Source organism: Flavobacterium sp. CG_9.1, assembly GCF_015751645.1.
GTDB classification, from domain to species: domain Bacteria; phylum Bacteroidota; class Bacteroidia; order Flavobacteriales; family Flavobacteriaceae; genus Flavobacterium; species Flavobacterium xanthum.
Genome location: NZ_JADOVC010000022.1, coordinates 1 through 14,745 on the forward strand (window position 1 = coordinate 1; position 14,745 = coordinate 14,745).

The following is a 14,745-nucleotide window of genomic DNA, read 5'->3' on the forward strand; positions in this document are numbered from 1 at the left end:
GATGCTGCTCAAAGAGCGGCTATGGCCTATACCTTTTTTACTAACTGCAAAAAGCATAACGTAAATCCTTTTGAGTGGCTAAAATATACCCTTGAAAATATCCAATCTATAAACCACAAGAATATTACAGACCTGTATCCCCACAATTACAAGCAGCTAGCGGAATCTAAACCATTGTAAAATTACGCTCCTATCATTAATCTTATTGAACTAAACAATATGTAGTTGCTCGGGTGGATACGAAAAAACCAAAATTGATTCTGCTTTACCAAATTTACAAAAAAATAAGCTATTTTTAGTAAAATCAATTATTGAAGGTTTATTTTTTATTGTAATTTTGAATTTTAAATACCAATACTTTTTGAGAACTTCAATTTACAAGACCATTTCTGATCCAAAACTGTTTAAAGAACAGCTTTTATTATGGTCTCAACAGTTTCGAGAAATCATTTATTTGGACAGTAATGATTATCCACAAAATTATTCCAGTTATGATTGTGTTCTTGCTGTTGATGCATTAACATCCATTAAAACTGATTTTCACAATGCTTTTGAAGACTTGAAACAATACCAGCAAAGTACCAAAGACTGGCTTTTTGGCTATTTATCGTATGATTTAAAAAATGATATTGAGGAGTTACAATCTCATAATTTTGACGGATTAGAATTTCCCGATTTGTATTTCTTTCAGCCTAAAAAACTGTTTTTATTGAAAGGAAATGAACTCGAAATTCAATACCTCAATATGTGTGGTGATGAAGTGGAGGAAGATTTTGAAGAAATAAGTGTTCAGTATTCAGTGTTCAGTAATAAGGATTCACAAACAGCCATTCAACAACGAATTCGGAAAGAGAATTATCTTCAAAAAGTGGCTAAAATTTTGGAATACATTCATCGTGGGGACATCTATGAAGCCAATTTTTGCATGGAGTTTTTTGCCGAAAATGCAATCCTAGATCCTTTTAAAAAATTTATAAAACTTAACGAAATTTCTCAGCCTCCATTTGCTGTTTTTTTTAAAAATAATACACACTTTTTACTTTCGGCGACACCAGAACGCTATGTAAGGAAAGAAGGAGAACTGATTGTTTCGCAACCGATTAAAGGAACTTCAAAACGATTTTTAGACCCAATTGAAGATGAAAAATCAAAAAATGAATTGGCGGCAGATGCAAAAGAGAGATCAGAGAATATTATGATAACGGATTTAGTGCGAAACGACCTATCACGCACTGCACAAAAAGGATCTGTTGAAGTAAAAGAACTCTGTAAAATTTATTCTTTTATGCAAGTGCACCAGATGATCTCAACTGTTATTTCAAAATTAGATGCGCAATATTCGGCTTTAGATGTTTTGAAAACAACTTTTCCAATGGGGAGTATGACTGGAGCACCAAAAATTTCGGTGATGAAAATCATTGAAGAACTTGAAGAAACAAAACGAGGTTTATATAGTGGAGCAGTAGGGTATTTTACACCAAACGGAGATTTTGATTTTAATGTAGTTATTCGAAGTATTTTATACAATCAAGAAAAGAAATATGTTTCATTTTCTGTAGGAAGTGCCATTACTTCGCAGTCTATTCCTGAAAAAGAATACGAGGAATGTTTGCTAAAAGCAAAAGCAATGCGAGAGGTTTTAAGTTAAATCAAAAGGAATTAATTAAATTTGAATATGCTACAAAAATTTCAAAATCACCTGTTACATAATTTTCAGTTTCTACGCGGTAAAAAGATACTTATAGCTACTAGCGGTGGCAAAGATAGTATGGTGATGGTGCATTTGTTGCAGCACTTGGACTACGAAATAGGAATTGCACATTGTAACTTTCAACTTCGCGGAATAGAAAGTTTTGGAGATCAGAATTTTGTGCAGGAATATGCTTCCGCAAATAATATTCCAATTTTTATAACACAATTTGACACCAAAGCCTTCTCCGAAGATTATAAAATATCTACTCAAGTTGCGGCTCGCGAGCTGCGATACAATTGGTTTTATGAATTATTAGAAACAGAAAAATACGATTATATTCTTACCGCACATCATGCTGATGATAATTTAGAAACCTTTCTTATCAATCTGTCACGTGGTACTGGTTTAGAGGGATTAATAGGTATTCCAGAACAAAACGAAAAAGTAGTACGCCCACTTTTGGCATTTAGCCAAGAAGAAATGGAAGAATATGCGATTTTACATGGTATACAATGGCGTGAAGACAGCAGTAATGCCTCTGATAAGTACCTTCGCAATAAAATCCGCCATCATGTTGTTCCACTGTTAAAGGAATTGAATCCCAATTTCCTCTTATCGTTTCACAAAACACAAGGATATTTGCAACAAGCTCAGGATATGGTCGATGATGCGGCTATTATGGTGTATCAACAAGTTGCACAGCAAGATGGCGATACCATTTATTTTGATTTAAAGAAATTACAAAAGTTACCGAACTACAAATCGTATTTGTACCAATGGCTCAATGAATTTGGATTTAAAGCATGGGTTGATATTTATGATCTAGTCGATAGCCAATCGGGTAAATGTGTTTATTCTTCGGAATACCGCTTGCTAAAAGATCGGGATTCCTTACTCTTGAGCCGCCTGAATGAGGAAGATGAAATTCAGGAGTATGCAATTTTAGAAAATCAAAAAGAAGTTAATATTCCCTTAAATCTTACCTTTTGCAAAGTAATGGACATTAGTATCGGTTCAAATAAAACTATATTTGTGGACGCTGATAAATTACACTATCCATTGGTTTTGCGCCACTGGAATGAAGGCGATCATTTTCAACCTTTTGGGATGGATGGTAAATCAAAAAAGATCAGTAAACTGTTTAAAGATGAAAAATTATCCTTGATTGAGAAAGAAAGCAAATGGCTTTTATGTTCCAATACTGAGATAGTTTGGGTAATAGGTCTTCGTCAGGATGAGCGCTTTAGAATAGACAACACAACAAAGAATATACTTAAAATACAATTAGAATAATGAAGAAACTACTATTTATACTTCTTGCTTTTTTGGCTTTTGCCAATGGAAATGCCCAGATTTTAGATCCAGCAAAATGGACTACTAAAATTGAAAAAAAATCCGAGACTAATTACATCCTAACCTTCAATACGGTTATAGAAAATGATTGGCATTTGTATTCGCAGTTTACTCCAGATGGTGGGCCATTACCATTAGAAATCATCTTCAAAAATCAAAAAGGAAATTTTACTTTAGTAGGTAAGGCTAAAGAAAGTAAAACAAGAACGGCCTATAATGACATTTTTGAGGTTAACGAAACATTCTTTGAAAAGAAAGGTCAAATCCAACAAGAAATTACAATAATAAATCCGAAGCTTACGGAAATAAAAGTTGATTTTAATTATCAGGTTTGTAAAGATGTTTGTATTAATATAGAAAAGAGTTTCACGTTTACCATTCCTGCGGCTTCAAAAGCAGCAGAAATCGCTACTATACCAACAAATTTAACGACAATAGATTCAGCTAATGTTGACACTGTAGTTACAAATACAGATGCAAATAAAGAACAGGTTGTTACTCCTGAAAAAGTTCCTGTTCTGGATACGAAGCCTTCCAAACAAAGGGGATTGTGGTCTATTTTCTTCATTGCTTTTTTATCTGGATTTGCTGCATTGCTTACGCCATGCGTCTTCCCGATGATTCCTATGACGGTAAGTTTCTTTACGAAACAAAGTAAAACAAAGGCAAAAGGAATTAGAAATGCCATTATTTATGGAATTGCTATCATCTTCATTTATGTAGTTTTAGGATTCTTAGTGACGTGGATTTTTGGTGCCGATGCACTGAATGCGTTGTCGACCAATGTTTGGTTTAATATTATTTTCTTTGTTTTGTTAGTCACATTTGCGGCTTCATTTTTAGGTGCTTTTGAGATTATGCTGCCTAATTCTTGGGCAAATAAAGTAGATAATCAGGCCGATAGAGGCGGAATAATTGGAATTTTATTTATGGCTTTGGCACTTGCGATTGTATCTTTTTCATGTACCGGACCAATCGTAGGAACCCTTTTAGTCGAAGCTGCTTCTAAAGGCGGAATCGCACCTATTGTTGGAATGTTCGGATTTTCATTGGCTTTAGCCTTACCATTCATGTTATTTGCGATGTTCCCGGGTTGGTTGAATTCTTTACCAAAATCGGGTGGTTGGTTGAATACCGTTAAAGTAGTTTTAGGATTCTTAGAACTGGCATTGGCCTTCAAATTTTTGTCGAATGCAGATTTAGTATTACAGTTGCATTTCTTGGAAAGAGAAGTTTTCTTGGCCATTTGGATTGCTATTTTTGGAACATTGGCATTCTATCTTTTTGGAAAAATTACACTTCCACATGATAGTCCCATGACACATATTTCTGTGGGCCGATTGTCTTTTGGCTTAGTAGTTTTGGCTTTTACAATCTATTTAATTCCTGGTATATGGGGAGCGCCATTAAAATTAATTTCTGGTTTCCCACCACCAATGACTTATAGCGAAAGCCCTTATGGTGTAGGAAATTCAAAAGGCAGTTCAAACGCAACAGCTCAAATTTTGCCGGAAGGCGCACATTTAGGGCCGCATGACCTGATTGCTTTTGAAGATTATGAAAAAGGATTGGCCTACGCCAAATCAGTAAATAAGCCGATTTTGCTTGATTTTACAGGATATGCTTGCGTCAATTGTAGAAAAATGGAAGATTATGTTTGGTCCGATCCTGCGATTCTAAAAATATTACAAGCAGAAGTGGTGTTAATCTCTCTTTATGTTGATGACAAAAGAGAATTACCAAAAAGCGAACAATATGTATCCAAAGAAACGGGGAAAGAAATTGTAAGTATTGGAAATAAATGGAGTGATTTTCAAATTACCAAATTTAAAGCCAACGCACAACCGTATTATATCATTTTAGACACAGAAGGTACTATGTTATCCGATAAACCAGAAAGTTATAACTCCGATATAAATGCTTACAAAGGTTGGTTAAGAGAAGGAATTGACCGCTTTGTAAAGGTAAAATAGCACTTAGCATCTGGACAAAATAGTAAACGTAAATTGCACTAATTTCTAAGAAGTAATCTTTAGAAATTAGTGCAATTTTTTGCTTTTGATCTAGCAATGCGCCTCGCTTAAGTACTTTACTACTCGATTGTTTTTTCGATGTAATCTGAATTTAAAAGATACAAAGCACCCATGTACCTAATTTTAAAAGCAACTAAATCTCCAATTTTATAAATCTTTTTAGAATTTGAAATGTCAATAACAAGCATATCAGAACTGGCATCTACAATAGTAATATCAGCATCATCCGATTCTAAATACTGCGGTTGCATATCTAACAACCCAATATCTAAGATGGCTCTTAAGGACGTGATTCCTAAATCGGTAACGTCATTCATAGAAAAAGAATTTCCTGCGACATTCTCACCTAATTCACCTGTAGGTGTATTTGGTTTTTCGGTAATTTCTATAATTTCAGCGTATAATTTGAATACATCGTTATGCATTCCCTCCATAGTATCGCCGGTAAATAGATCTTTTCCAAAAAAGAGCGCTTCGCCTATTCGAAAATGATTGACAGCCATTGGGCGGGCATTTTTAAGTATAAGCGGAATTGCCACGGAGGTTCCACCAGAGACAAACGGAATGCTTATATTGAATTTAGCTTCAATTAATTGCTTATATAAACTCAATTGAATGAGCTTGTCTTGCGTAGGCATTACACCGCTAAGGCAATTGAGATTAGTTCCTATTCCTGAAATCTCGATGTTTGGCATTTTTAAAATAGTACCGTAAAAAGCGATTAGCTCTTCACCCATAACACCTTCTCGAAGGTCACCCATTTCGATCATGATAATGACTTTATGAATCTTATTTTGCTTTACAGCTTCGTTAGAAAGCAATTGTATGGTGTAGATTTCAGTATTAAAACTGATGTCGGCATACTTAACAATACTTTCAATACTTCGTTTTGCTGGTGGTTTTATATAAACAGTTTGAATTTCTGGATCCAATGCTTTGATTTTTTTTAAATTGCTCACTCTGGAATCATGAATTTCCCGAACTCCTAAAGCAATTATTTCTTTGAGATATATTTTATTTCCACATAAAAGTTTGGAAACTACGCCCCACTGGATATTTCTAGATTTAAAAATGTGATCCAGAAAGGCATAATTTTCTTCGAGTTTTTTGCGATATAATTTTATAAAGGCCATTATTCTATAATTTTACGTGGAATTGCTTTAGAAATCCGAGTTAATAATTCGTAATTAAGTTGGTTGCTGAAGTCACTAAATGAGGCTACAGAAACGGATAGCTCTTTTTGCGTACCAATCAGCATAACTTCATCTTCTTTTTTTGCTATATCGACATCAGTCACATCAACGGTCATCATATTCATATTTACGGAACCCACTACTATGCAGCGTTGGCCGTGGATCAGTACCCGTCCTTGGTTGCTTAAAGAGCGACTGTATCCATGACAGTAGCCAATGGGGATAACCGCAATTTTCATTTTCCTTTTAGCCATAAAACTGCTGCCATAACCTATGAAATCGCCAATATTGACTTTTTTAATACTCATGATCGTGCTTTTCCAACTGATAACGCGTTGCAGCGGGTCAATTTTGCTTTTTTTAGAGTTTAAATAGGTTACAAATACTTCTGGACTGGACCACAAGCCGTACTGCATTATTCCAATACGCACCATATCCATTCTCGTTTGCGGAAACATTATTGATGCTGCAGAACAAGCGGAATGTCTTATTTCAGGTTTCAGGTCATTTTTACAAAAGTATTGGTATATTTCTTCAAATTTCTTAATTTGCTTATCAACTCTGTAATATTTGTCTATACTTTCCGCTCCGGCATAGTGTGTGCAAAGTCCTTTAAAAGTAAGCTGCTCTTTCCCTTTTTGTAAAAAAGAAATCACATGACTAAGCTCATTCTTGTCAAAACCAGTCCGGTTCATTCCAGTTTCAACTTCAATATGTAAAATCGCTTTTTTATTGAGTTTTTTTGCTGTTTTTGAAGCTTGTGTTAACCTGCTTTTATCAAAAACAAAAAATTCAACATTGTTTTTAATAACCCATTCCATATCTTCATCCTGAACAAGACCCATAACCATTACGGTCGCTTGATCTTGTAAGGCTTCTTTCACTACTTTCGCTTCTTGAACGTCAAATACTGAAAAATGGGTTACACCACACTGATACGCCATAGTTACAAACTCTTCCGCGCCATGACCATACGCATTTCCCTTTACAACCGAGGAAAGAACTACTTTTTTACCGAAAGTTTTTTTTAGAAAATCGATATTATTTTGATAGGCTGAACGGTTAAGTTCTATAAGTGAATTAGTATGCATTTGTAATTTCTTTACTGATTTGGTAAAAAATAGCCACTCCTGTTGCAATAATTTCATCTGGGAAATCATAATCAGGATTGTGTAAAGCAGGTGTGTTTATTCCAGATCCCAGACCAAACATAGCGCCAGGATACTGTTGTGTAAATAAACCAAAGTCTTCACCCCAAGTAAATGGTTTGTCTTTTTCAAGCAATGCAAAATTATTTATTTTTGCTGCTTTTTTGATTGCATCTACTGCCATCTTATTATTCTCATTGGCTTGAAAGCCCTGTGTCCATTTAATTTTACAACTCAAGTTATATTTATTTGCAATTGTTTGAGCTACATTTTCTAGCGTACCTTCTATTTTTCTCATTTGCGAATTGCTGTCACTCCGCACTGTAAAATGAACTTCTCCTGCGCCCGCAGAAACGCCATAGGCTTTTTTGCCCATTTTGGTGTAAATTGGAGTAATTAAGCAAAAGTCTTCTTGAGCAATATCGGCCTGAATAATTGCATTGAATTCCGTAATGATAGCGGCTATCGCCAAGGCAGGGTTAATTCCTTTTTCAGGTTCACCTGCATGGGAAGTCTTGCCTTTTAATTTAATTATGATACTATTGACAGCACAAGTAAAAGTATTGTTTTTAACTACAATTTGATGCATTTCATATCCAGGCAAATTATGCAAAGCAAATACATAGTCGGGTTGAAGTATAGCAAATTTTGGATCTAAATATACTTTTTGTGCTCCAGTGCCATCTTCCTCAGCAGGTTGAAATAGTAAAATTACATTCCCTGATACTGGTCGTTTTTGATGCAATTCTATGGCTAAACCGCATAAAATAGCGATATGACCGTCGTGTCCACATTTATGAGAAACTCCTTTGGACAGGGAGCGATGTTCAAAAATATTAATTTCTTCAATTGGTAAAGCATCTAATTCGCAGCGAAACAATATTGTTTTACCGGTTTTTGTACCTTTATAAATAGCAGCTACGCCAGTTTTTCCTATTTCCGTAATTACTTCATCAGGAGGATAATTTTCAAGGAAAGAAAGAACACGTTTTGCCGTGTGAATTTCTTGTCCTGAAACCTCAGGATGTTGGTGTAATTCCTTTCTTAAAAGAATGAGTGCGTTTGAATTTTCCATTTTGGTCTATTTTATGAGACGCATTTCTAAGTATTTGTTGGTAAAACCTAATTTTTCATATAATTTTTTAGCCGGATTATCAGGTTCTACATGTAGCGCAATATTTCCTTCAGCGATCGATATGGCTTTTTGCATTAATTGTTTTCCAAAACCTTTTCCGCGTTGACTATTGTCTACGGCGATATACACTAAAATATTTTCGGGAATAAAATCTTTCATTCCAGTATTGTTTAAGATCACAACACCTACAATTTTTTGTTCTTCGATACCAACTATGATGTTTCCTCCTTTACTGGGATTCATAACATAATCCATACATTTAGTAATATCCGCAACGGTATCGCCGTATTGTTCTAAATGAGCATAAAGAAATAAGGCTATAATTGGATTGGTATAAACGGCATCTTCTCCTGTTGTATCGTTAATTTGTTTGAATTCCATTTTGTCTTTCTTTTTTATTAGTATGATAAAGTGATAGTGTAACGAATAATAGCAGTGAAATGCTAATTCCGTAAATATTAGCATCTAAGTGCTCTGGTAATTTTATACCTAAAGGTAGTTTATTCTCGGTGACGATTAGTAAAATTGTGGTTGCACCTCCAAAAAGCATACTCCAAAAAGCAGCAATTGGATGACTTTTCTTCCAAAACAAAGCGCCTATTACTGGAATGAATAAGCCTGAAACCATAAAAGCATAGGAGTACAGCATCAGTTCTAGTACATTTTGCATTTGTGAGGCCAATAAGATGGCGAAAAATCCAACAAGTAAGGTTACAATTTGTGACAGTTGAAGTTCTCTTTTATGGCTCATTTCTTTTTTAGAAAATTTAGCGATAATATCAGTAACAATATTTCCAGAAGCAGCCATCAAGCAACTATCCGCAGTGGAAAGTATTGCTGAGAAATAAGAAGAAAGCATTAATCCCATGAGTCCTACTGGAAGTATAGTGGCTAATAAAATAGGCAATCCCATTTCGCTATCCATCGAAGCGGCATCGGTAATTCCGTTAAACATTCCTTTTGTTGCCGCCACTTTTGCCAGCATTCCCAGAATTACGCCCATAAAGGCCATTATCGGCCATTCAAAAACACCGGCAATCAGCCATGCTTTTTTCGCCTCTTTTTCGCCTTTGCTGGCATAAATTCTTTGGTACAAGGTCATTCCCACAAACCAAATAGGAATTATAGTGATGGACCAGTTTAAGATTTGATACCATTTTACATTGGTCAGCGATAAATATTCGGGTGCTAAGGTAGTTTTGATTGCATCGTAACCTCCCACGGCAGTATAGGCAATAGGAATTCCGATGAAAACTAATCCTCCAATTAAGACTAACCATTGGATTGTATCGGTATATATAACTGCTTTCAATCCACCTATAGCGGTATAAATAACTGCTATAAGGCCCATAACTATTAAAGCCGTTTGTAGATTTAGTCCTTCTATGGTCGCGGAAGCTAATTTGGCTCCAGCCAAGACTTGAGAACTGGTAAATCCTATATATCCAATAGCCGAAATTATTCCCGCTAGCAAAGCGACTTTAGCGTTATAGAAATGGCCAAAAATTTGTGGAAAGGTAAAAAATTTATATTTATGTCCTAAAGCACTCACTTTTGGAATAAGATAAACTGCACTTAGCCAAGCTCCTAGTAATCCCGTAAATAACATCCAAGAACCGGAGATTCCCATAGTAAATCCCAGTCCGCCTAACCCAATTGAAAATCCACCACCAACATCTGTGGCCACTACCGATAAACCGATGTGCCAACTGCTCATATTTCTGCCGCTTACATAAAAATCTTCAGCAGTTTTATTCTTGTTGAAAAAATAAACGCCAACTCCTAGCATAGCAAGCATATAAACAACAAAGATTACATAATCTATTATGTGCATTTTATTAATTTTCGATTATTTAATAGCCTGTAAATGGAATTTTTCCAAGAGGCAAAGGATGCAGTAAACTGCATTAATATAAAGACGTTTTTTTCAGAATTAGTTCCGAAAGAAGAGATCTTGATTTTGGATTAAAAGTTCGTAAAATGAACAAATAGTAATCGCAAAACATAATTTGGTATTTTACAAAGGTAGGTTAAATTTACCCAAAATGCCCCATAAAAAGGTCTTTTCCAGTTTTTACATACTTTTATAGAGGCTTTTTTTTGTGTTTTTTATTAAAAATAAATCAATATAAATTACATAAATAGCTGTTTTAAAGTGTTTTATAAAATATTTTTTATTTTTGTTTCCAAAATATAAGATTTGCTTTTTAAATTTTATAAAAAAGGGATATTTCACTTCAAAAAAATATAAAGGAATAGTTTACAATTGCAATTTGAATGAAGATTTTCTTATTAAATTCTTTTATTTTAAATTGTAATTGATAGTAAGAAAGTTATTTATTTTTTACAAAATCCTAAATCAGGAGTAATCATTAAAAAAAAAAACGGTGAAGGATATTATATTCGAAGAGATTTTTTATCTTTAAAAACTATTTAAACTCAAAAAATACAGATGAAAAAACTATTAAGTATTTCTCTTCTTTTTATTGGTGTGATTCTTTTTGCCCAAGACAAAGCAGTAAATTATGTCGCTAATAATTACACTAAAAAGGAAGTACATATCAAGATGCGCGATGGAGCAGAATTGTTTACGGCTATTTATACTCCAAAGGATGTTTCTAAAAAATATCCAATTATAATGCAAAGAACTCCATATAATTCAGGTCCTTATGGGGAAGGTCAATTCAAGAGAAGTATTTCTCCAAGTGAAACGATGATGAAAGAAGGATATATCGTCGTGTATCAAGATGTACGAGGCAGGTTCATGAGCGATGGATTATATGATAATATGCGAGGCTTTATTCCAAATAAAAAAGGGAAGTCAGCTATTGATGAAGCTTCAGATACGTATGATACAATTGATTGGCTGGTTAAAAATGTGGCCAATAACAACGGAAATGTTGGGACTTGGGGGATTTCATATCCTGGATTTTATGCTACATATTCTTTGTTGAGCAATCATCCAGCTTTGAAAGCGGTTTCGCCTCAAGCGTGTATTGCCGACTTCTTCTTTGATGATTTTCGTCATAATGGTGCTTATTTGTTGAGCTATTGGAAAGTAACGCCATTATTTGGCCCTCAAAAAACAAAGCGTACTACCGAGCCTTGGTATAAATTCAGCAACATAGGAACGAATGATGATTATCAGTTTTTCTTGGATGCTGGACCTTTATCAAATTTGGACAAATATTATGGTAAGGAGAATGAATTTTGGCAGCAGCTGAAAGACCATTCTAGCTATGATGATTTTTGGCAAAAACGTGGGATATTGCAACATTTGAACAATATTAAACCAGCAGTAATGACAGTTGGAGGTTGGTTTGATGCGGAAGATTTATACGGTCCATTAAACACCTATGCTACTATCGAAAAGAGTAGCAAAAACTACAACACGATCGTTATGGGACCATGGAGTCACGGCGATTGGGCTAGAAATTCAGCAAAACAAGTGATTGGTAATATTAATTTTGGAGATAGTATTTCTGGTTATTATCAAAAAAATATCGAAGCTAATTTCTTCCGTCATTTCTTGAAAAATAATGGAAAAGGTGAAAATAAATTACCGGAAGCGTATGTTTTTGATACGGGTAGAAAAGAGTGGAAAACGTATGAAACTTGGCCTCCTCAAAATACTGAAAAGCAAGATTTCTTTTTGCAAGGAAGTCAATTGACAAAAATGGCAAAGCGTAATATTTCTTTTGAAGAATTCATCAGTGATCCTAAGAAACCGGTTCCTTATTCTGAAGACATTAAACAAGCAGGGCTAACGCCAAGGAAATACATGACAGATGATCAGCGTTTTGCTGCTCGACGTCCAGATGTTATTGTTTTTGAAACAGAAGTATTGGCCGATGATATCACATTAGCAGGAGAAATATTGGCTAAATTACAAGTTTCAACAACAGGAACTGATGCGGACTGGATTGTTAAAGTGGTAGATGTTTTTCCAAGTGACGAGTCAGAGACGAAAGATGTGGCTCCTTATTTGAAAATGAGCAATTACCACATGATGGTCCGTAGTGAAGTAATGCGCGGTCGTTTTAGAAACAGTTTTTCAAAACCAGAAGCTTTTGTTGCCAATGAGAAAACAGCAGTAAATATTAAACTGCAAGATGTGTTTCATACGTTCAAAAAAGGACATAAAATCCAGATTCAGGTTCAAAGTACATGGTTTCCGTTTATTGATTTGAATCCGCAAACGTTTGTTGATAATATATTTTATGCTAAACCAGAGGATTTCCAAAAACAAACACATAGAATATATAATGACTCTAAAATTGAGTTTACAATATTAAAATAAGACGGTAATCTAGTTCTGTGCTAAAAAAGCATTCCACTATACTAAAAGCAAAATCCCAATCTTTTTCTTAAGATTGGGATTTTGTTTTTAAATGACTGAGACTAAAACTAGTCTGGTAAATTCAGTTTTGAAAGATAGTTTTTCTTGTCTAAATAGATTCGCAGACCGCACTAAATCATCAGTATATAAATGACTTTATTGCAAAAAAAACACTCTGAATTTCAGAGTGTTTTTTGATTTCATCTAAAAATAGATTTATAAAAACTCACCATGTTGAGAAATATCCAAACCTAATTCTTCTTTTTCTTCGCTTACACGAAGTGGAGTAATTTTGTTTACAATAAAGAAAAGGAAATAAGACATTGAAAATGCAAACACTGAAACCACAACTAATGCTGTTAATTGGTTTAAGAATAATGTAGCATCGCCAAAAATTAGTCCTTGATTATCACCTACAACAGAGTTGATTGATTTTGAAGCGAACACGCCCGTTAGAAGCATACCAACCATTCCACCTACACCGTGACAAGCGAAAACGTCTAAAGCGTCATCAATTTTTCCTTTGTGGAAACTTCTAACCACTAAATTACTCACAATACTGGCAAAAATACCGATGAACAAAGCATGAGGAATACTAACAAAACCTGCGGCAGGAGTAATGGCCACTAGACCTACAACTACACCTATACAAGCTCCCATTGCAGAAAGTTTGTGACCGAGAATTTTATCAAGAAATACCCAAGCCATTCCAGCGGCAGCGGCAGCAACTGTAGTCGTACCAAGTGCCTGAACTGCTAGGCCATTAGAACCTAATGCTGAACCTGCGTTGAAACCAAACCATCCAAACCACAATAAACCGGTTCCTAATAACACATATGTAATACGCGCTGGATTTACTTTTTGTCCTTTTCTTCTTCCTAAGAAAATGGCTCCTGCCAATGCTGCCCATCCAGCACTCATGTGAACAACTGTTCCACCTGCAAAATCCAAAACTCCCATTTTAAAGAAAATACCATCTGGATGCCAAGTCATGTGTGCTAATGGTGCATAAACAACTAATATGAATAAAACCATAAATAGTAAGTACGCCCAAAAACGTATTCTCTCTGCAAAAGCTCCAGTTATTAATGCTGGTGTAATTATAGCAAATTTTGCCTGAAATAAAGCAAATAACATAAAAGGTATTGTAGGTGCAAGGCTCCAAGCAGTATTTGTACCGACACCTTGGAAAAATAAATTCGGTAGAGGGTTTCCTATAATCCCTCCAATTGATGGACCAAAAGACAATCCGAAACCAATAACAACCCAAAGTAGGGTTACAATTATCATAGCCATAAAACTTTGAAGCATGGTACTGATTACATTTTTCTTACCTACCATTCCACCGTAAAAGAAACCTAAACCAGGAGTCATGATTAATACAAGTGCTGTAGCAACAATCATCCAAGCGGTGTCGCCAGTGTCAAATTTGACAACTTCAGCAGGTGCGGGGCTGTCTATTAGAAAATAATTTGAAAAAAGGGTCACTACCAAAATGGTGATCAATAATACACTTAAAATAATTTTTCGCATTGTTTTTAGTTTTAAATTTCGATAAAAATAGAAAAATACTGAATATACCCCCTTAAAAAATCAGTTGAATGTTTAATTTTTATGATTTAAATAATCTATACCCCTTTTTATTGTGGGTATTATATAATTTAATCTTAATATCTATAATTTGTTAAAATTAGGTTAAAGAAATATTAGTATAAAGCCCAGTAACGCGTTATTTTTAGAAAAAAAATCTATTGAATTCTAATTACGGGCTCTCATTTCCAACTAAAAATGGGTTAAACTAAAAAAGGCACTAATTGTTTGGATTACAATTAGTGCCTTTCGATGCTGAAA

Annotated in this window: 11 protein-coding genes; 5 read left to right on the forward strand and 6 right to left on the reverse strand. The window is 34.7% G+C overall.

The window, feature by feature from the left end; all coding sequences use genetic code 11:
• From IWX83_RS12095 to IWX83_RS12110, 4 genes are all read left to right on the forward strand, one after another.
• On the forward strand, positions 1-180 hold a 180-nt coding region (locus IWX83_RS12095; RefSeq protein ID WP_196829956.1), incomplete at its 5' end, for a transposase domain-containing protein.
• 181 nt (positions 181-361) lie between these two features.
• Positions 362-1,648 carry an anthranilate synthase component I family protein gene (locus tag IWX83_RS12100; protein ID WP_073352938.1) on the forward strand — a complete coding sequence of 429 codons (1,287 nt, stop codon included), beginning with the start codon at positions 362-364 and terminating at the stop codon, positions 1,646-1,648.
• Between the two features lie 27 nt (positions 1,649-1,675).
• Entirely contained in the window at positions 1,676-2,986 is a 1,311-nt protein-coding gene (tilS, locus tag IWX83_RS12105) for a tRNA lysidine(34) synthetase TilS (protein ID WP_196829958.1), read from the forward strand.
• On the forward strand, positions 2,986-5,019 hold the full coding sequence (locus IWX83_RS12110) for a protein-disulfide reductase DsbD (RefSeq protein WP_196829960.1): 2,034 nt from the start codon (positions 2,986-2,988) through the stop codon (positions 5,017-5,019). The genes tilS and IWX83_RS12110 overlap by 1 nt, the downstream gene beginning before the upstream one ends.
• A 119-nt stretch (positions 5,020-5,138) precedes the next feature.
• On the opposite strand, the gene IWX83_RS12115 is transcribed toward IWX83_RS12110, so the two are convergent.
• The 5 genes from IWX83_RS12115 to IWX83_RS12135 are packed head-to-tail and all read right to left on the reverse strand — an operon-like array spanning position 5,139 to position 10,389.
• Positions 5,139-6,212 carry an alanine/ornithine racemase family PLP-dependent enzyme gene (locus IWX83_RS12115; RefSeq protein ID WP_196829962.1) on the reverse strand — a complete coding sequence of 358 codons (1,074 nt, stop codon included), beginning with the start codon at positions 6,210-6,212 and terminating at the stop codon, positions 5,139-5,141.
• Positions 6,212-7,363, reverse strand: coding sequence for an alanine racemase (alr, locus tag IWX83_RS12120; RefSeq protein ID WP_196829964.1), 1,152 nt, complete (start codon positions 7,361-7,363; stop codon positions 6,212-6,214). The genes IWX83_RS12115 and alr overlap by 1 nt, the downstream gene beginning before the upstream one ends.
• Positions 7,353-8,495: an amidohydrolase gene (locus IWX83_RS12125; protein ID WP_073352942.1), complete on the reverse strand. Its 1,143-nt coding sequence runs from the start codon at positions 8,493-8,495 to the stop codon at positions 7,353-7,355. Before IWX83_RS12125 ends, alr begins: the two co-directional genes overlap by 11 nt.
• Positions 8,496-8,501: 6 nt before the next feature.
• A complete protein-coding gene (locus IWX83_RS12130) occupies positions 8,502-8,936 on the reverse strand; it encodes a GNAT family N-acetyltransferase (RefSeq protein WP_073352943.1) in 435 nt (144 codons plus the stop codon).
• Positions 8,917-10,389 (reverse strand): sodium:solute symporter, encoded by a 1,473-nt coding sequence (locus tag IWX83_RS12135; RefSeq protein ID WP_196829966.1) that lies wholly within the window; start codon positions 10,387-10,389, stop codon positions 8,917-8,919. The genes IWX83_RS12130 and IWX83_RS12135 overlap by 20 nt, the downstream gene beginning before the upstream one ends.
• Before the next feature lie 618 nt (positions 10,390-11,007).
• On the opposite strand from IWX83_RS12135, the gene IWX83_RS12140 reads away from it, so the two are divergent.
• Positions 11,008-12,855, forward strand: a complete 1,848-nt coding sequence (locus IWX83_RS12140) for a CocE/NonD family hydrolase (RefSeq protein WP_196829968.1) — start codon at positions 11,008-11,010, stop codon at positions 12,853-12,855.
• A gap of 255 nt (positions 12,856-13,110) precedes the next feature.
• On the opposite strand, the gene IWX83_RS12145 is transcribed toward IWX83_RS12140, so the two are convergent.
• Positions 13,111-14,427 carry an ammonium transporter gene (locus IWX83_RS12145; RefSeq protein WP_196829970.1) on the reverse strand — a complete coding sequence of 439 codons (1,317 nt, stop codon included), beginning with the start codon at positions 14,425-14,427 and terminating at the stop codon, positions 13,111-13,113.
• Positions 14,428-14,745: the final 318 nt, after the last annotated feature.